The sequence below is a fragment of the Gordonia liuliyuniae genome (assembly GCF_021739025.1).
In the GTDB taxonomy this organism is placed as follows: Bacteria; Actinomycetota; Actinomycetes; order Mycobacteriales; family Mycobacteriaceae; genus Gordonia; species Gordonia liuliyuniae.
Map to the genome: position 1 here is coordinate 503,174 of NZ_JAKKOT010000002.1, position 18,822 is coordinate 521,995.

The 18,822-nt window shown below is 66.5% G+C and carries 14 protein-coding genes; 12 read left to right on the forward strand and 2 right to left on the reverse strand.

Annotated features, from left to right (window positions below):
- The first annotated feature begins 344 nt into the window (after positions 1-344).
- Positions 345-869, forward strand: a complete 525-nt coding sequence (locus L5G28_RS03390) for a GtrA family protein (protein ID WP_237000294.1) — start codon at positions 345-347, stop codon at positions 867-869.
- Between the two features lie 18 nt (positions 870-887).
- Here L5G28_RS03390 and L5G28_RS03395 read toward each other — a convergent pair whose 3' ends face one another.
- Positions 888-1,478 carry a TetR/AcrR family transcriptional regulator gene (locus L5G28_RS03395; protein ID WP_237000295.1) on the reverse strand — a complete coding sequence of 197 codons (591 nt, stop codon included), beginning with the start codon at positions 1,476-1,478 and terminating at the stop codon, positions 888-890.
- A gap of 112 nt (positions 1,479-1,590) precedes the next feature.
- On the opposite strand from L5G28_RS03395, the gene L5G28_RS03400 reads away from it, so the two are divergent.
- The 5 genes from L5G28_RS03400 (at position 1,591) to L5G28_RS03420 (ending at position 8,751) form a co-directional block, all read left to right on the forward strand.
- A complete protein-coding gene (locus L5G28_RS03400; RefSeq protein WP_236998135.1) occupies positions 1,591-1,761 on the forward strand; it encodes a hypothetical protein in 171 nt (56 codons plus the stop codon).
- A 227-nt stretch (positions 1,762-1,988) separates the two neighbouring features.
- Positions 1,989-5,390 (forward strand): pyruvate carboxylase, encoded by a 3,402-nt coding sequence (locus L5G28_RS03405; protein ID WP_237000296.1) that lies wholly within the window; start codon positions 1,989-1,991, stop codon positions 5,388-5,390.
- A 187-nt stretch (positions 5,391-5,577) separates the two neighbouring features.
- Positions 5,578-6,447 carry an SGNH/GDSL hydrolase family protein gene (locus tag L5G28_RS03410; protein WP_237000297.1) on the forward strand — a complete coding sequence of 290 codons (870 nt, stop codon included), beginning with the start codon at positions 5,578-5,580 and terminating at the stop codon, positions 6,445-6,447.
- A 185-nt stretch (positions 6,448-6,632) separates the two neighbouring features.
- Positions 6,633-7,778 (forward strand): alanine racemase, encoded by a 1,146-nt coding sequence (gene alr / locus L5G28_RS03415; RefSeq protein ID WP_236998132.1) that lies wholly within the window; start codon positions 6,633-6,635, stop codon positions 7,776-7,778.
- 10 nt (positions 7,779-7,788) lie between these two features.
- On the forward strand, positions 7,789-8,751 hold the full coding sequence (locus L5G28_RS03420) for a D-alanine--D-alanine ligase family protein (protein ID WP_237000298.1): 963 nt from the start codon (positions 7,789-7,791) through the stop codon (positions 8,749-8,751).
- 30 nt (positions 8,752-8,781) lie between these two features.
- On the opposite strand, the gene L5G28_RS03425 is transcribed toward L5G28_RS03420, so the two are convergent.
- On the reverse strand, positions 8,782-10,155 hold the full coding sequence (locus L5G28_RS03425; RefSeq protein ID WP_236998130.1) for an MFS transporter: 1,374 nt from the start codon (positions 10,153-10,155) through the stop codon (positions 8,782-8,784).
- A 316-nt stretch (positions 10,156-10,471) separates the two neighbouring features.
- On the opposite strand from L5G28_RS03425, the gene L5G28_RS03430 reads away from it, so the two are divergent.
- The 6 genes from L5G28_RS03430 (at position 10,472) to L5G28_RS03455 (ending at position 18,801) form a co-directional block, all read left to right on the forward strand.
- Positions 10,472-12,097, forward strand: a complete 1,626-nt coding sequence (locus L5G28_RS03430) for a SpoIID/LytB domain-containing protein (protein WP_237000299.1) — start codon at positions 10,472-10,474, stop codon at positions 12,095-12,097.
- Positions 12,098-12,175: 78 nt separating this feature from the next.
- Positions 12,176-13,375 (forward strand): UDP-galactopyranose mutase, encoded by a 1,200-nt coding sequence (gene glf / locus L5G28_RS03435; RefSeq protein ID WP_237000300.1) that lies wholly within the window; start codon positions 12,176-12,178, stop codon positions 13,373-13,375.
- The gene (locus L5G28_RS03440; protein ID WP_237000301.1) at positions 13,376-15,286 is read left to right on the forward strand and encodes a glycosyltransferase; all 1,911 of its coding nucleotides are present in this window, start codon (positions 13,376-13,378) and stop codon (positions 15,284-15,286) included.
- Complete coding sequence (locus tag L5G28_RS03445; RefSeq protein ID WP_237000302.1) at positions 15,267-15,863, forward strand: phosphatase PAP2 family protein; 597 nt, start codon at positions 15,267-15,269, stop codon at positions 15,861-15,863. The genes L5G28_RS03440 and L5G28_RS03445 overlap by 20 nt, the downstream gene beginning before the upstream one ends.
- Positions 15,864-16,787 carry a decaprenyl-phosphate phosphoribosyltransferase gene (locus tag L5G28_RS03450; RefSeq protein ID WP_236998123.1) on the forward strand — a complete coding sequence of 308 codons (924 nt, stop codon included), beginning with the start codon at positions 15,864-15,866 and terminating at the stop codon, positions 16,785-16,787. It abuts the gene before it with no gap.
- Complete coding sequence (locus L5G28_RS03455; RefSeq protein ID WP_237000303.1) at positions 16,774-18,801, forward strand: arabinofuranosyltransferase AftB family protein; 2,028 nt, start codon at positions 16,774-16,776, stop codon at positions 18,799-18,801. Before L5G28_RS03450 ends, L5G28_RS03455 begins: the two co-directional genes overlap by 14 nt.
- The last annotated feature ends 21 nt before the right edge of the window (positions 18,802-18,822 follow it).

Here is an 18,822-nt window from a genome sequence, read left to right on the forward strand (position 1 = left end):
AGGGCCAGTCTGGCACTTACATCGATTGATGGCAAGGTCTGGCTGGGCGGTACGGCGCCGATAAATGGCCCAATGCCTCGCGGATCAAGATGCATGCGCTCGATGCCTTTCTGTCCGACCTCTGCCGACAATGTGGGCGATAAGGAACTATCGGACCCTGCTGTTTGGTTGTGGTCAGAAGGTAAGAAGGAGGCATCGGCCACGGCCATGGAGGCCCGGCGCTTGCGTCTCCTGTCCGCCGCCTGACCGACCACCGCGGGCCTCCTCGCCCGCGATTGGTCTCGGCGAGAGGGTGCGGATCGCAGTCGACGCGAACACGCCGACCGGGCGGTAGTCTCCAAACGGTGAACCCGTCGAAGTGGCTTGTCAGCATGATCCCGGAACGGATCCTTCCGACCGTGATCGCCTACGCCGGATTCATTCGATTCGCTCTCGTCGGATTGTTCACATTCATCCTGACGACGGTGCTGTTCTTCGGCCTCAAGACGACGGTGCTCGACGAGAAACCCGTCACGGCGTTCTCGATCGCCACCCTCATCGCGACCATCGTGTCGTACGTCTTCAACCGCGAATGGTCGTTCGCCGAACGTGGCGGACGTTCCGTTCGACACGAGGCGTCGCTGTTCTTCGTCGTCAGTGCGATCGCCCTCGGACTCACCCAGATTCCGCTCGCGATGTCGCGCTACGTGTTCGACCTGCAGATGCCGCACCTGTCGGCGTTCGGCGAACACGTAGCCGACTTCGTCAGTGGCTCGATCATCGGCACCCTTCTGGCGATGGCGTTCCGGTGGTGGGCGTTCCGGAAGTGGGTGTTCCCGGAGTTTATCGGCGTCGATGGTGCGGAATCGGCCGCCGACGCGAACACGTAGCCGTCGAAGGGTGTTGACTCAGGCGTTCGCAGACCGTAACAGCGTTGCCGCCGCGCGTCGGGCCGCAGGCATGGCCTCGGGGAGGTCGGAGATCGACCGCAGCACGGTTGCCCCTTCGATGAGGGTCAGCAGCTGAACCGACAGGCTGTCGGCATCGGGGTGCCCTGCCTCGCGGGTCAGATCGGCGAACAGGTCCTTGATCCACAGCTTTCCGCCGCGGAGCACCTCGTGCGCCGGATGGTCCGCGGTCCCGACGAGCTCGCTGTGCGCGTGCACGAACGCGCAACCGAGCGGACTGTGCTCGTCCATCCACGACTGCAACGCGTCGAACACCGCAAGGACCTTCGCGTCGCCGTCGTCGTCGACCTCGGTCAACGTTCGCGCCACCCAGTCGCGGTAGTCCTGGTCGCGTTCGTCGAGGTACGCGACGACGAGGGCGGCCTTCGAGCCGAACTGGTCGTAGAGGGTCTTCTTGGTGACCCCGGCGTCCGCAGAGATCGTGTCGACGCCCACCGAGTTGATGCCCTGCTCGTAGAAGAGGCGAGACGCGGAGTCGAGGATGGCGCGTGCCGCAGGAGTCAGAGATTTCGGTTGCACACGGGTATCCATACAGGGCAGTATAGGTGACGTATACAGGTCGGTATACGAGTCGAGGTGCTCAGGCACCTGAACCGACTGGCCAGGCATCGAACCGGGCGTCGCTCCCGGGAAGGAGAACTTCATGCTGAAGTCACTGGGACGTGGGGTGCGCACCTTCATCCGAGCGCTCGACACCGCCAATGCGATCCGCCACGGTGCGACGCTGCCGCACTACGACGATGTCGTTGAGCCAGTGGTCGTCGTGCCGATCGACCCGACCGAGTGGGGTGACGTCCCGCGGCACGCCGCGTAGCCGACGCGGGTGACCGCCCGGCAGCGCCGCGCGTGTCATCACCCAAAGCGATCGGACACATCTTGAGATCTCATCGACCGGATCAGCCAAGCCGTATCGATCGGACGGCGCGCCGACTAGCGTTTGAGAAGCGATGCGCCGCAACGACTGCGCACCGGTAAACGCGACTGCCTCGCCACACCTGGCGCGGTTGTCGCCCGACGATGATCAAAGGAACCACCGATCCGATGACCAGCACGAATTTCACGAAAGTCCTTGTCGCCAATCGCGGTGAGATCGCCATCCGCGGATTCCGCGCAGCCTATGAACTGGGGATCGGCACCGTCGCGGTATTCCCGCACGAGGACCGCAACTCGGCGCACCGCACGAAGGCCGACGAGTCGTACGAGATCGGCGAACCCGGCCACCCTGTGCGCAACTACCTGGACATCGACCTGCTCATCGATGCCGCCAAAAAGGCCGGCGCGGACGCCATCTACCCGGGCTACGGGTTCCTGTCGGAGAATCCGGATCTGGCCGCTGCCTGCGCAGCGAACGGCATCACGTTCGTCGGCCCGCCGCAGCACGTGCTGGAGTTGACGGGCAACAAGGCGACCGCGGTCGCGGCGGCCAAGGCCGCAGGGCTCCCCGTGCTGCCGTCGTCGGAGCCGTCGAACGACATCGACGAGCTGCTCACCGCAGCGGAGTCGATGACGTTCCCCGTATTCGTGAAGGCTGTCGCGGGCGGCGGCGGCCGCGGCATGCGGCGCGTCGAAGAGATCAGCGGCCTGCGGGAGGCGATCGAAGCGGCGTCGCGCGAAGCCGAGTCCGCGTTCGGTGACGCGACGGTGTTCCTCGAGCAGGCCGTCATCAACCCGCGCCACATCGAAGTGCAGATCCTCGCCGACACGCACGGCAACGTCATTCACCTGTTCGAGCGGGATTGTTCGGTGCAGCGCCGCCACCAGAAGGTCGTCGAACTGGCGCCCGCGCCCAATCTCGACCCGGCGCTCCGCGAGAAGATCTGCGCGGACGCGGTCGCGTTCGCCAAGCAGATCGACTACTCGTGCGCAGGCACGGTCGAGTTCCTCGTCGACGAGCGCGGCCACCACATGTTCATCGAGATGAACCCGCGCATCCAGGTGGAGCACACGGTGACCGAGGAGATCACCGACGTCGACCTGGTGCAGTCGCAGCTGCGGGTGGCCGCCGGCGCGACGTTGAGCGAACTCGGTCTGTCGCAGGAGTCGATCACGATCCGCGGTGCCGCCCTGCAATGCCGGATCACCACCGAGGATCCGGCCAACGGATTCCAGCCCGACACGGGCCGCATCACCGGCTACCGCACCCCGGGTGGCGGCGGCGTCCGGCTCGACGGCGGTACCGCACTCGGTGCGGAGGTCGGCGCATACTTCGACTCGATGCTGGTCAAACTCACCTGTCGTGGACGCGACTTCGAGTCGGCGGTCGCGCACGCACGCCGCGCCGTCACCGAGTTCCGGATCCGCGGTGTCGCGACCAACATTCCGTTCCTGCAGGCACTGCTCGACGACCCGGACTTCCGCGCAGGCCGGGTGACGACGTCGTTCATCGAAGACCACCCGCAGCTGTTGACGTTGAACTCGTCGGGCAACCGCGCGTCGAAGATCCTGTCGTACCTGGCCGACGTCACCGTGAACCACCCGAACGGGGTGCGTCCGGTCCACGTGAATCTCGCGGACAAACTGCCTACCGTCGACCTGTCGACCGAGCCGCCCGCCGGGTCCCGTCAGCGTCTGCTCGAACTCGGACCGGAGGGCTTCGCAGCGAGTCTGCGCGCGCAGAAGGCACTCGCGGTGACCGACACGACGTTCCGCGACGCGCACCAGTCGCTGCTCGCGACTCGAGTGCGGACGTCGAGCCTGACCGCCGTCGCGCCGTACGTGGCGCGGCTGACGCCGGAGTTGCTGTCGATCGAGGCGTGGGGCGGCGCGACGTACGACGTCGCGCTGCGCTTCCTGAAGGAGGACCCGTGGGATCGGCTCGCCCAGTTGCGCGAAGCCGTCCCCAACATCTGCCTGCAGATGCTGCTGCGCGGGCGGAATACCGTCGGGTACACGCCGTACCCGGAGTCGGTCACGCGTGCGTTCGTGGCCGAAGCGGCGTCGACCGGAATCGACATCTTCCGGATCTTCGATGCACTCAACAACGTCGACCAGATGCGTCCGGCGATCGACGCGGTCCGCGAGACCGGCACCACCGTCGCCGAGGTCGCGATGAGCTACACCGGCGATCTGTCGGACCCGAATGAGAAGCTGTACACGCTCGACTACTACCTGCGGTTGGCCGAACAGATCGTGAACGCGGGCGCACACGTGCTGGCGATCAAAGACATGGCCGGGCTCCTGCGCGCACCTGCGGCGACGACGCTCGTGTCGGCGCTGCGGTCGGAGTTCGACCTCCCGATCCACGTGCACACTCACGACACTCCGGGCGGACAGCTGGCCACCTACCTCGCGGCATGGCAGGCGGGCGCGGACGCCGTCGACGGTGCGAGCTCACCGATGTCCGGAACGACGAGCCAGCCGTCCCTGTCGGCGATCGTCGCCGCGGCCGCGCACAGCGACCACGACACCGGTGTGAACCTGGAAGCCGTGTGCGAGCTGGAACCGTACTGGGAGACGCTGCGGAAGGTGTACGCGCCGTTCGAGTCCGGCGTCCCCGCACCCACAGGTCGCGTCTACACGCACGAGATCCCCGGCGGCCAGCTGTCGAACCTGCGGGCGCAGGCCACCGCGCTCGGCCTGGCTGATCGTTTCGAAGAAGTCGAAGCGAAGTATGCGGCGGCGGACCGTCTCCTCGGCCGGTTGGTGAAGGTGACACCGTCGTCGAAGGTCGTCGGCGACCTGGCCCTGGCGCTCGTGGGTTCGGGCGTGGACGTCGAGGAGTTCGCCGAAAACCCCGGACGTTACGACGTCCCGGACTCGGTGATCGGGTTCCTGCAAGGCGAACTCGGCACGCCCGTCGGAGGGTGGCCGGAACCGTTCCGGAGCCGTGCCCTGGCCGGGCGCAGCGAACCCGAACCGCAGGCCGAACTGTCCGACGAGGACGAGGCCGCACTGGCAGGCGACTCGGCGACGCGACGCTCCACACTCAACCGGCTGCTGTTCCCGGGCCCGACGAAGGAGTACCTGGAGCACGTCGAGACCTACGGCGACACCTCTCGTCTGTCGGCGACCCAGTTTCTCTACGGTCTGCGCTCCGGCATGGAGCATCGGGTAGAACTGTCCAAGGGCGTCAACCTGCTAATCGGCTTGGAAGCGATCTCCGAGCCGGACGAGCAGGGCATGCGCACCGTGATGTGCATCCTCAACGGGCACCTGCGGCCGGTGCCCGCCCGTGACCGGTCGATCAAGGCGGACGTCGAGACTGCGGAGAAGGCCGACAAGAACAACTCCGGCCACATCGCCGCGCCGTTCGCAGGCGTCGTCACCCTGTCGGTCACCGAAGGCGATCACATCGAAGCCGGTGGTCAGATCGGCACCATCGAAGCGATGAAGATGGAGGCGCCGATCACGACGCCGCACTCCGGCACCGTCACGCGCACCGCTATCGGCGATGTCGCGCAGGTCGAAGCAGGCGACCTTCTCGTCGTTCTGCACGACGAGTAGCGCCCTCGGAAAGTCTCGCTCGACCGGCGGCAGGGGTTCGTGCCCCTGCCGCCGGTCGAGCTGCGCCGACACTACGCGCACTGCACCACAACGAATCGAGCCGTTTCGTCCCTGCGCCCGCGGTCAGTGGTTTAGCGTGCACTCCATAGTGAAGTAGTTCGATCGATCGACATGGAGGAGTGTGGGGATGCGGTTCACGAATGTGGTGACAGCAATAGGGGCTTTGGCTGCTTCGGCGGTGCTGGCTGTCGGACTGACGCCGGGCGTCGCGGACGCGAGCCCCGATCCGGTGAAGTATGTCAATCTCGGCGACAGCTACTCGGCGGGTTCCGGGGTGCTTCCGCTTGCCGCGGACGCGCGCCTCGGGTGCGCCCAGTCAGCGCACAACTACGCGAAGATCATCTCGCGGGCCAACGGATTCGACCTCACCGACGTCAGCTGCGGCGGTGCGACGACCGACGACTTTTTCTCCTCGCAGCAGTCCGGCGTCAAACCTCAGCTCGATGCGCTCGACGAGAGCGTCGACCTGGTGACCTTCTCCATTGGAGGCAATGACGAGGACCTCTTCGGAGGGACCGTCATGAACTGTGTGGTCGCCGGGATCAGCACGGCGATGCACGGAGCACCGTGTGAGGCGAAGTACGCGAAGTCGGTGGCCAAGACGATTCGTGGGACGACCTACCCGAACCTGGTGAAGGCGATGGCGGCGGTGCGAGCGAAGGCACCGAACGCCCGCGTCGCCGCGCTCAACTACCCCTGGATCGCGCCCGACCGTAATGCGCCGTGCAACGGCATGCCGATCTCCGCGGGCGATGGCAAGTTCACCCACCGCGTGCAGGCCGAGCTCAACGACGCGATCGCACGTGCGGCGAAGAAGACAGGCGTCACTCTCGTCGACGTCGCGACTCCCTCCACCGGCCACGACGCCTGCAAGCCGATCGGCGTGCGATGGATCGAGCCGCTGCTGACCACCGTCCAGTTCGTGCCCGTCCACCCGAACGCGCTGGGGGAGCGCCGCATGGCCGCGGTCACGGCCAAGGCCCTCGACCTGAAATAGGGCACCGGGTTCTGTCTCGGGTCGACTGCGTCCGAAACGCGACGGCAGTGCGACCTGCCGGGGATAGGCATGGGACCGCGGCCGGTGATCGTCGTAGGCATGACGACTATTCCTCCTCATTCCTGGCGATCGGTGGTCGCGCGGGGTTCTTCGTCCGGGTCTGACCCGTGTCGAGGAGTTCGGCGGTGAGCGCGGCTCCTAGAGCGGGCGGTGGAGTCGCTCGCCTGCAGATCGACCTCGAAGCGGTAGCCGCGAATACTCGCCTGTTCGCTGACCGTACGGGCGGAGAGCTGATGGCGGTGGTGAAAGCTGACGGCTTCGGCCACGGCGCGACGGCAATCGCGCGCACCGCGCTCGCCCATGGGGCCTCCCGGCTCGGGGTGGCGAGCCTGGCGGAGGCGTTCGCGTTGCGCGCCGGCGGCGTGGACGCACCGCTACTTTCGTGGCTCAACCCCGGCGACGCTGATTGGGGTGCGGCACAGGCCGCACGGGTCGACGTCGCGGTGCCCTCACCGGAGCACCTGTGTGCCGTCACAAGGGCCGCTCCGGGCAGCCGGGTTCATCTGCATCTCGATGTCGACATGGCGCGCGATGGCGTGCGAGCCGAGGACTGGCCCGATGTGTGTTGCTGTGCGGCGCGAGCAGAACGCGAGGGTCAGATCCGTGTCGTCGGTGTGATGGGACATCTGGGATGCGCGGGAGAGTCGACTCACACGCAGGCTGGCGCTGCGGCGAACGATGTGGCGCGAGAACGCTTCGCGTGGGCTTTACGAGTCGCGCACGACGCCGGCCTGCGTCCAGTCGACCGACATCTCGCGGCTACAGCGGCGACCCTCACCGACCGCCGAACCCATCACACTATGAGTCGCATCGGTGCAGGTCTAGTCGGGATCGATCCGTCGAAGACCACGGAGCTCCGTCCCGCGCTGACGTTGACTGCGCCGGTCGTCACGATCCGTTCTGTGCGTGTTGGAACCGCGGTCGGATACGGCCACACGTGGGTCGCTGAACGGCCTACTCGGTTGGCGCTGCTGCCGCTCGGGTATGCAGACGGGCTGCCGCGTGTCGCATCGGGCCGTGCTGAAGTGCTGCTGGCGGGACGACGCTGCCCGATTGTAGGACTCATCTCCATGGATATGACGGTCGTCGACATCGGCGACTTGGCGGTCTTTCCAGGCGATCTGGCGATGGTGTTTGGACCGGGCGACGCGGGCGAGCCGACCGTTCGTGACTGGGCGCACTGGGCAGACACGATCGAGCACGAAATCGTCACCCGCCTAGGGCCACGACTGAATCGCACCGTCACACCGCCACTGTCTCGACTCATTTGAGGACCACAGCGTGATCAAGCAGCCCGAAACCGCCCAATACCGAGTCGCCGTCATCGGCGGCGGCGCAAACTGTGAACACGATGTATCCATCGCGTCTGCCGCAGCCGTCGTCGCCGCGCTCGAGTCGTTCGGGCACCAGGCCATCCCGTTCACCATCGACCCGTCTGGCCAATGGCGTGCTGGCCGACGACAGATCGACTTCGGAACAGCGGTCACCATGCTCCGCGACTGTGATGTGGTCTTTCCCGCTCTCCATGGGCCCCGAGGCGAGGACGGAACTGTTGCCGGACTGTGTGAACTAGTCGGCGTCCCCTACGTGGGAAGCGGGGTGGGTGCTGGGGCGCTGGCCATGGACAAGTGGGCCACCAAACTTGTGGCCGGTGCGGTGGGTATCGCGACTGCGCCGGCGACATTACTGACTGAGAGCACGGCAGCGTCATACGCCTTTTCTCAGCCTGTGGTAGTAAAGCCGCTTTCGGCAGGCTCCAGTTTCGGAGTCGGCTTGGCGCGTACGCCCGTCGAGCTGGCGACGGCGTTGGCTGATGCGTTCGAGTTCGGCGACCGCGTCCTGGTCGAGGACGTCGTCGTGGGCCGCGAGATCGATGTCGCTGTCCTCGGTCGGCCCGACGGGTCGCGTCTCGTCGCACCCGCTCTGGAGATCATCGTCGAGGAGCTGTTCAGTCACGCGGACAAATACGGTGGGGCCGCAGGCTTCCGTGTCCCCGCGGAGATCGAGGATGCCGACCGCATTGCGCTCGCCGATGCCGCTGTCGCCATGTACGACGCACTCGGCTGCTGCGGATTGGCCCGGATCGACTACTTCCTCACCGATGAGGGGCCGGTCCTCAACGAAGTCAATACGATGCCGGGATTCACCGAACAGTCCCAGGCGCCGAAGATGTTCGCCGCGGCCGGAACGGGATATCCAGATCTGGTCAACCTACTGGTCAGTGACGCTATCGCCGGTGAGTAGTTGCGGAGACGTGATTGCGCCCTCTCGCGTCTACTTACGTCCCACCCGAATCTGGTTGACCACGAGCGCGACGCAGACGACCGTCGCGGTCACCGCGGCCACGCCGAGTGCGACGGTGATGCCGTGTTCGCCGGGGCTCGCGGCGAGAATCGAGCCGACGATCGCGCTGCCGACGGCGCCGCCGACCGTGCGTAGGACTTGGTTGAAGCTGACGGCGCTGCCCACTTCGAACACGGCGACGTTGCGCGCGATCAACGTCGGCATCGCCGCGTACGCCGAGCCCATACCGAGGCCGAACAGGGTCATGCCGACGAGGATCTCCCACAGCTCGTCGTTGGTCAGCCAGATCATCAGCGCGGATGCCGCCATCAACGACGATCCGGCGGGGAGCATCGTCGTCATCGATCCGGGGCCGAGGCGCCGGACGAAACGGTTGCCTGCGAGGCTGCCGATCGACAGCGGGAGCATCACGAATCCGGCCCAGAACAACGGCAGCTCGAGGCCGTAACCGCTGGCCTTCGGGGCCTGCGCGATGATGCTGATGGTCGACAGACTCATGTACATCGCGACACCGAGGCCGATAGCGGTCAGGTTCGCCAGGAGGACGTCGGGGGATCTGACGACATACAGGTTGATCAGCGGATCGTGCGTGCGCAGCTCGACGGTCGCCCACGCGACGAGGCAGGTCGCGCCGACGAGCGCGACGATGATCGTCGGCACCGACAGCCAGCCCCAATGCGACCCCTGGCTGACGGCGATGAGCAATCCCGCCAACCCGATGGACAAGAGTGCAGCCCCCGCGGTGTCGAACGGGCGAGCCGTCCCTGCCTCGCCGTCGGCGGGCACCCACTTCCAGACGACGATGATCGCCGTGAGCACGAAGACGGCCGCGAACCAGAAGGCGACGCGGTAGTCGAGGAGACTCGCGAGGACGCCGGTTAACGGATAGCCGAGGCCGAGCCCGGTCGCGACCGTGACCGACAGCGTCGAGATCGCCGGATCGGCACGACCCGCGCCGAGGTGACGTCGGGCCAGCACGATGGTGATCGGCACGATTCCGTAGGTCAGGCCCTGCAGGGCGCGACCGATGAGGAAGATCCCGAACGTCGGTGCGGCTGCGGCGACGGCCGACCCGACGAGGATGACGCCGAGCGAGATCAGCAGCAGCCGTTTGGTGTTCAGGCCGTCGGACAGTCGGCCCATGATCGGGGTGGCGACGGCGCCGACCAGAAGGTTCACCGTGAGCATCCATTGCGCTGCGCTCACCGACACGTCGAGTTCGGACGCAATCGACGGCACCAGGAGCATGCCGAGCGAGCTGACGATCGACGTCGTCAGCGCCGCATAGATGAGGCTGGGAACGAGTGACCTGCTGGTGTTCACCGACTCCCTGCTGGTGTTCATCGAGTCTCTGCCCCGAATTCACAGGTGCACAGGGCGGAAGAGGGAGTCACGTCTCCGTTCTACCCGCCGTGTCGGTCGTTCCGTGAATCGGCGCGATTCACTGGTCAGCGCCGTCTACGCCGCGCGTCGCTCCGGAGCCTGAGTCGGCCGGTTCGATGAGCGTGCGCGATAGTCGAACCTGTGTTCTATAGACGTGACGCGGTTGTGACCGTGTGAGCTTGGCATGTCGCCGCTTTGGTCACTACTGTCACAGGAGTCCCACTAGTCACACAGGCCACGAGAGTTGTGCGTGTGGTCCCGCCCGAAGGGGTTTGCAGTGCCGAATGTCCGACCCAGCCGCGCCAAGAAGAGAAGTCTCACCTTCGCCGCTCTGGGGCTGGCCCCTGCGCTCGTCGTGGGTGGTCTAGTCGTCGGCGGCACCGACATCCTGAACGACGACGTCGGCCTCGCGGCTGACTCGCCGATCACCCTCACCGGGCACGGACACGGACACGGACGTGGCCTCGGGCAGTGGGGAGCGTACGGCTACGCCAAGAAGGGGTGGTCTGCGGATCAGATCCTGCGCCACTACTACGGCAACACCACCGCGGGGAAGGTGAGCAAGCCCGACGTCACGGTCTCACTCAGTGAGAAGAAGTCGGTGAGTGTTCATGCGGCAGCGGGCATGCGCGTAGGTGGCCAGACGGTGGCTCCCGGACAGGCGGTCCGTCTGTCCGGGGGCAACGCCGCCATCACTCAAGGATGCGGTGGCGCAGTCGTCAAGACGGTCAAAGCCGCCCAGGTCGACCCGATCAACACAGCGCCCAACCGTCCCGCGAACGAACTTCTCACCTTCTGCTCGGGCGACGAAGCGTACCGCGGCTCCATCGGCGTCGACTCGTCCGGCGTCGTCAACAAACTGCACGTCGACGACTACGTCAAGGGTGTGATCCCCAAGGAGTCCATGCCGTCGTGGGGCGACTCGGGTGGCTTCGAGGCGCTCAAGGCGCAGGCTGTCGCCGCCCGCTCGTACATCGTCGCGGGCCTGGAACAGGGCCGCAAGATGGACAACACCCAGCAGTCGCAGATGTACCACGGGGCCGGCGGTGAGGATCCGCGCACGAGCCGTGCCGCCGACGCGACCGCAGGCCAGATCAGGCTGCTCAACGGCAAACCCGCGCTCACCGAGTTCTCGGCGTCCACCGGCGGATACACAGCGGGCGGACTCTTCCCAGCCGTCGTCGACGCAGGTGACTCGATCTCGCCGACCCATAACTGGAAGGCGACGGTCAGCGCCGCGAGCATCGCGTCGGCCTTCGGTGTCGGCGGACTCAAGAGCTTCGAGGTCAGCGAGGCCAACGGGCTCGGCGACGGCAGCGGACGCGTCGTGAAGGTCCGCGTCGTCGGAACCGATCGCACCGTGGAAGCGACCGGCGATCAGGCGCGCACCAAGCTGCAACTCAAGTCCGACTGGTTCGCCGTCCAAGGCCAGAAGTCCATGCCGAAGATCGTCAAACCCCAGGTCGGTCCGGAGTCCCCCGGTGGTGGGGGGCTCCTCGACCTCGGTCCGCTCGGCGATGTCTTGAACAAGGTGGTCCCAGGGCTGTCCGCACTCGGCATGCCTGACGATTTGGACGGGGTCGCGAACAAGGTGCAACCGTTGATCCAGAAGCTGATCGAAGAGGGCACCAAGGCGCTCAACCAGAAGGCTGCGTCGCTCGACCGTCCGGTGAACCGGGAGCGCAGCGACAACAGTCAGGGCTCCACCGGCACCGTCAGCGCTCCCGAACTCCTCACCGACGGCCGCGGCATGCAGGGCCTCGTCCAGGTCTTGCAGAACGGCGTCCTCTACTTCAGCCCGATGACGGGTGCGCACGCCCTGTTCGGTGACGCTCTCACCGACTACCTGGACAAGGGCGGCCTGGACAAGCTCGGCTTCCCGACTGCCGACGCGCTGCGCTGACCACCAGACTGTGATCTGCCGCCCGCCCGGCCGCGTGCTCGGCGAATACTCAGGTTCGGTCCGTTACCCTGACCTGTTGTGACGAACAACAGTGAATTCGATCTGATCGTCGTCGGCTCCGGGTTCTACGGCCTGACCGTGGCAGAGCGCGCAGCGACCCAGCTCGGACAGCGGGTGCTCGTCCTGGACCGCCGCGATCACATCGGCGGCAACGCGTACTCCGAGGCCGAGCCGGAGACGGGCATCGAGATCCACAAGTACGGCGCCCACCTCTTCCACACCTCCAACGAGCGGGTGTGGGAGTACGTCAACCAGTTCACCGGCTTCACCGGCTACCAGCACCGCGTGTTCGCGATGCACGGCGGTCAGGCGTACCAGTTCCCCATGGGACTCGGCCTGGTCTCCCAGTTCTTCGGTCGATACTTCTCGCCCGACGAGGCGCGCGCGTTGATCGCCGAGCAGGCGGCGGAGATCGAGTCCGCCGAGGCCGCGAACTTCGAGGAGAAGGCGATCAGCCTCGTCGGCCGCCCGCTGTACGAGGCGTTCATCAAGCACTACACCGCCAAGCAGTGGGAGACGGACCCGAAGAACCTGCCCGCAGGCAACATCACCCGCCTGCCGGTCCGCTACACCTTCGACAACCGCTACTTCAACGACACATACGAGGGCCTGCCCGTCGACGGTTACACCGCGTGGCTGGAGAACATGGCGGCCGACGAGAAGATCACTGTCCGCCTGTCCACCGACTGGTTCGATGTTCGCGACGACCTACGCGCCGCGAACCCTGCCGCTCCGATCGTCTACACGGGCCCACTGGACCGCTACTTCGACTACTCGGCGGGCCGACTCGGCTGGCGAACCCTCGACTTCGAGACCGAAGTCCTGCCGACCGGCGACTACCAGGGCACGCCCGTCATGAACTACAACGACGCCGACGTCCCGTTCACGCGCATCCACGAGTTCCGCCACTTCCACCCGGAACGCACGAACTACCCGGCCGACAAGACCGTCATCATGCGCGAGTTCGGCCGCTTCGCCAACGACGACGACGAGCCGTACTACCCGATCAACACCCCGGACGACCGCGAGATGCTCGCCGCCTACCGCGAGCTCGCGAAGATCGAGACCACCGACTCCAAGGTCCTGTTCGGCGGACGTCTGGGCACCTATCAGTACCTCGACATGCACATGGCGATCGCCAGTGCACTGACCATGTTCGACAACACGCTGGCCCCGCACCTGCGCGACGGTGCGCCGCTGGCGTCGGGAGCGGAGTAGATGAGCAACTCGGAAACGGGAACGCAGAGCACAGCCGTCAGTCTTCTGCAGCGGGTCATCTTCCCGCGGCCCGGTGAACCGCTCGACGTGCGATCGCTGTACCTCGAAGAGGCGTCGACCAACAGCGGCCGCGCCCACGCGCCGAACCGGACGAGCGTCATGATCGGCGCCGACTCGGAGGCGAGCTTCGCTACCTACTTCAACGCGTTCCCCGCGTCGTACTGGCGGCGCTGGAGCGTCCTGGAATCTGTGGTCCTCCGAGTGGAAGTCACCGGCACCGCCCGCGTCGACCTGTACCGGTCGAAGATCGACGGCTCGCGTATCGCCATCGGCGGCGACCTCGTCGAGATCGGCGACGACGGCACCGGCGTCATCGAACTCGAGACTGATCTCGGCCCGTTCGAGGACGGCGGCTGGATCTGGTTCGACGTCACCACCGACACGGACACCGAGATCCGGTCGGCCGGCTGGTACGCGACCGTCGAACCCGCCGGGGACGACCGCGCGGGCGTCACCGTCGGCATCCCCACCTTCAACCGTCCGACCGACGCCGTCGCGGCACTGGCCGCGCTCACGTCGGACCCGCTCGTCGACGGCGTGATCGACGCCGTCATCATGCCGGATCAGGGCACCAAGAAGGTCGTGGACGAGCCCGGATACACCGAGGCCGCGACTGCGCTCGGCGACCGTCTGCGCATCTTCGACCAGGGCAACCTCGGCGGATCCGGCGGCTACTCGCGCATCCTCTACGAGGCGCTTCGCCTCACCGACAGCCCGTACATCCTGTACATGGACGACGACATCATGATCGAGCCCGACTCGATCCTGCGTGCCCTCGCCATGTCGCGGTTCGCGAAGAGCCCGATGCTCGTCGGCGGCCAGATGCTCAACCTGCAGGAGCGCAGCCACCTGCACTGCATGGGCGAAGTCATCGACCGCAACAAGTTCATGTGGACCGCAGCGCCGCACGTGGAGTACGACCACAACTTCGCCAAGTACCCGCTCACCGACCGTGAGAACTCACAGCACCTGCACCGACGCATCGACGTCGAAGGCAACGGCTGGTGGATGTGCATGTACCCGCGCGAAGTCGCCGAGACGATCGGACTGCCTCTCCCGCTGTTCATCAAGTGGGACGACTGGGAGTTCGCGCTCCGCGCGGCTCGCGCAGGCTATCCGACGGCGACCGTCCCCGGGATCGCGATCTGGCACATGGCGTGGAGTGACAAGGACGACGCGATCGACTGGCAGGCGTACTTCCATCTGCGCAACCGCCTCGTCGTCGCATCGATGTACACCGACGGCTCGATCGACGGCATCCTCAAGTCGATGGCCAAGGCGACGGCCAAGCACCTGCTCTGCCTCGAATACTCGACGGTCGCCATCCAGAACGAGGCGATCCGCGACTTCCTCGCCGGACCCGACCACATCCGATCGATCCTGCCGACCGCGCTCGGCAAGGTCGCGGGCATCCGCAAGCAGTACTCGGACGCCGTGGTTCTGCCGTCCGCGCAGGAACTGCCGCGGACCTCCGGCGAGGCGACCGCGTTCGGTGTTGCCGTCCCTGAGGGCAAGGCCGCCAAGGTCAAGACCTTGGTGAAGGCGATCGTCAACAACGCGCGTCCCGCCGACCCACGCCACCACGAGGTGCCGCAGGCCAACTATCCGCCGATCGAGGCCCGCTGGTTCTCCCTCGGTCGCGTCGACGGCGTCACCGTCACGACGGCAGACGGCCGCGGCGTCGTCTACCGTAAACGCGACCGCGACACGATGATCGCGCTCGGCCGTGAATCGGCCGATCTCGTCAAGGAATTGCGCGACCGCTTCGATGACATGCGCGGCGAGTATCGGAACGCGCACGACGACCTGGTGAGCAAAGAGAGTTGGGCGCGTGTCTTCGGAATCGATTGAGTTGAACGGCAACGGCAGCGTCGAGCCCGCTCGCGGCGAGCCCGCTCGCGGCGAGGCCGCGCTGCTCGTCGCCGTCCAGTCGGCCATCGCCGGCCGGCCCGGCGTGCTGTCGGGCGCGCGCGGGCTCTCCCACGTTGGCGAGCACTCCCTCGGCTGGCTCGCGCTCGCCGGCGCGGGCGCGCTCGCCGCACACCGCCGAGGTGACGCCATCGCACGTCGACGCTATGTCGAGGCCGGGGCGGGAGCGTTCACCGCGCACGCCGCATCCGTCGTCATCAAGCGGATCGTGCGACGACGTCGTCCGAACCACCCGGACATCCGCGTCGGAGTCGGCACGCCGAGCAAGCTGAGCTTCCCGTCGAGCCACGCCACGTCGACGACTGCCGCCGCGATCCTGCTGGGCCGAGCCGCCGGTCTGCCGGCCGCCGCGCTGCCCGCCGCGCTGGTGCCGCCCATGCTCGTTTCACGTTTGGTGCTCGGTGTCCATTACCCTTCCGATGTGGCTGCGGGTGCGATCGTCGGGGCGCTCACGGCCGGAGCGGTCATCGCCGCCGATGCGAAATACGAGGAGCAGTAGATGAGCGAGGAGCCGAACGACACCGGCGTCACCGGTCCGCCGAAGAGTCTTCCGGCGGGACTGATCAAGGCGCTGCGTCCCCGGCAGTGGGTCAAGAACGTCCTGGTCTTGGCCGCCCCGATGGCCGCAGGCAGCGACACGCTGACCGACGGTGCGGCCATGGGACGTGTCGGGATCGCCTTCGTCGCCTTCTGCCTGGTCGCGTCATCGATCTACCTGATCAACGACGCACTCGACGTCGAAGCCGACCGCGCGCATCCGACTAAACGGTTCCGGCCGATCGCGGCGGGCGTGGTGCCCCGCAATCTCGCGTTCGCGCTCGCCGTGGTGCTCGCCGTCGCATCTGTCGGCATCGCCTTCCTGGCCAACTGGCAGACGGCCGTCACCATCGCCGTCTACCTGTTGATTCAGCTCGGCTACTGCTTCGGGCTGAAGCATCAGGCCGTCGTCGACGTCTGCATCGTCTCGTCCGGCTTCCTGCTCCGTGCGATCGCCGGCGGTGTGGCCGCCGAGCTGCCGGACGGTCTGTCGCAGTGGTTCCTGCTCGTGATGGCGTTCGGTTCGCTGTTCATGGCCGCGGGCAAGCGTTACGCAGAACTGCAGCTCGCCGAGCGCACCGGTGCGAAGATCCGCAAGTCGCTGCAGTACTACACGACCACCTACCTGCGTTTCGTCTGGACGCTGTCGGCGACCGCCGTCGTCCTCTGTTACGGGTTGTGGGCATTCGACGCCAGCCACGAGGAGAACGTCTTCTACGCGATCTCGATGGTGCCGTTCACCATCGCGATCCTGCGGTACGCGGTCGACGTCGACGGTGGCCAGGCCGGCGAGCCCGAAGAAGTCGCGCTCGGCGACCGGGTGCTGCAGGCACTCGCCGTGGCGTGGGTGGTTCTCGTGGCTGTGGCCGTCTATGTCCCGGTCTGAGACAGAGCGTTCCTCACTGCGTGACCGCCTGAACGGCAGTCGCTTGATCGCGCCGGTCGCGAGCTTCTCGATCGGTGCGATCGCGGTGACCGTGCTGTTCGCGATCGGCGCCTGGCAGCGCCGATGGATCGCGGACGACGGACTGATCGTGCTGCGCACGGTGCGCAACCTGCTCGCCGGGAACGGCCCCGTGTTCAACGCGGGCGAGCGTGTCGAAGCGAACACGTCCACGGCGTGGACCTACATCATGTGGTTCTTCTCGTGGGTCACCGGAGCCGAGCACACTGAGTACGTCGCGCTCTGGGTGGCGCTGATCCTGTCGGTGTCCGCGATCCCGCTCGCCATGTACGGCACGGGACGCCTCTACGGCGCGCGGGTCACGTCAGCAGGCTTCGGTCTGCTGCTGCCGCTCGGCGCGATCGTCTACATCGCGCTACCGCCCGCCCGCGACTTCGCGACGTCCGGCCTGGAGAACGGACTGACGATCTTCTGGGTCGCGGCGCTCTGGTGTCAGCTGATCGCATGGGCGCATCGCCGCGGCAGCGAACCGACCCGGTGGTCGCGGACCGCCTTCCTGCTTCTCTCGTTCACCGCTGGCCTCGCGCCGCTGATCCGTCCCGAGGGCGCCATCGTCGGCGTCCTCGTCCTGCTGCTCCTGTTCTGCTCGCAGATCAGTTGGAAGATGCGGGTCGCGATGGTCGTCGTCGCAGGCGCTCTGCCCGTCGGCTACCAGATCTTCCGCATGGGCTACTACGCGGTGCTCGTCCCCAACCCGGCGATAGCCAAGGACGCCAGCGGGTCCAAGTGGTCGCAGGGCCTGCAGTACCTCGGCAACCTGTTCGGCCCGTACGCCCTTCTGCTGCCGGTGATCATCGCGGCGGTCGTCGGGGTGCTGCTGGCCGCGGTCGCCCTCCTGAATCGGTCCACGACCGTCGAGGAGGCCGACGGCGTGGCCGGGGACGGCCCGTCGGCCGAGCGTGACGACGACCTCCCCGAGGTTCTCGACGATCACGCTGCACCGTCGTCGCGTGAACGGTTCGTCCGGCGTGCCTCTTCACTGTCGACCGGCTGCCAGAGTTCCCGCGCGGTCGTCGCGACGATGCTCGTCGCGGGACTGATCCTGTCGGTCTACTGGGTTCGTCAGGGCGGCGACTTCATGCACGGCCGTGTCCTGCTCACCCCGTTGTTCATTCTGCTGCTGCCGGTCATGGTGGTTCCCGTCGTCGTTCCGGCAACTGTGCGGACCCGCAGCGGACAGCTGCGGCTCGCGGCAGCGGTCGCCGTCCTCGCCGGTGTCGGAGCCACCGTCTGGTGGGGTGTCGCCGTCCACGCGAACACCCTGCCCAATGCGGGAACTACGATCGGCCGCAACGGGATCGTCGACGAACGAACCTTCTATGTCACGAACATGGCGAACGAGAACCCGGTGACGGCGGAGGACTACCTCGAATATCCGCGCATGAACGCGATGGTCGAGACGATCCGTGACGTGCACACGACGGGCGGCATCATCCTGCCGTCGCAGAACTTCGACGAGTGGTACGTCGCGGCGCTGCCCGACAAGATGCCGCCGGGTGTCCCGCGACAGACCACCGTCTACTTCCTCAACCTCGGTATGACGAGCATGAACGCGCCGTTGGACGTCCGAGTGGTCGACCAGATGGGTCTGGCGTATCCGCTCGCCGCGCACACGGCGCGTCTGGAGGACGGACGCATCGGGCACGACAAGGACTTGTCGAGTGCATGGGTCGTCGCCGAATCCGGTGGGGTGATCACTCGCCCTGGCCTGCCCGCGTATATGTCGAGGGATCAGGTGAAGTTGGCACGGGCCGCGTTGAAGTGCCCCGACACGCAAGAGCGATTCGCGTCATATCAGGACACGTGGACGTTCGCGCGGTTCAAGGCCAATCTGACCGACTCGCTGCACTTCAGCGGGTACCGGATCGCTCGCCAGCCCGAGTACGAGATCCTGCGGTGCGGTCTGCAGATGCCCGCGAACCTCGATGAGAAGTAACGAAGCGGATCCTGTGATCTA

Coding starts and splice junctions, on each gene's coding strand:
- L5G28_RS03425 (WP_236998130.1), bottom strand. CDS start 10,155: ATGAACACCAGCAGGGAGTCGGTGAACACCAGCAGGTCACTCGTTCCC.
- L5G28_RS03440 (WP_237000301.1), top strand. CDS start 13,376: ATGAGCAACTCGGAAACGGGAACGCAGAGCACAGCCGTCAGTCTTCTG.
- L5G28_RS03450 (WP_236998123.1), top strand. CDS start 15,864: ATGAGCGAGGAGCCGAACGACACCGGCGTCACCGGTCCGCCGAAGAGT.
- L5G28_RS03410 (WP_237000297.1), top strand. CDS start 5,578: ATGCGGTTCACGAATGTGGTGACAGCAATAGGGGCTTTGGCTGCTTCG.
- L5G28_RS03455 (WP_237000303.1), top strand. CDS start 16,774: ATGTCCCGGTCTGAGACAGAGCGTTCCTCACTGCGTGACCGCCTGAAC.
- L5G28_RS03395 (WP_237000295.1), bottom strand. CDS start 1,478: ATGGATACCCGTGTGCAACCGAAATCTCTGACTCCTGCGGCACGCGCC.
- L5G28_RS03400 (WP_236998135.1), top strand. CDS start 1,591: ATGCTGAAGTCACTGGGACGTGGGGTGCGCACCTTCATCCGAGCGCTC.
- L5G28_RS03405 (WP_237000296.1), top strand. CDS start 1,989: ATGACCAGCACGAATTTCACGAAAGTCCTTGTCGCCAATCGCGGTGAG.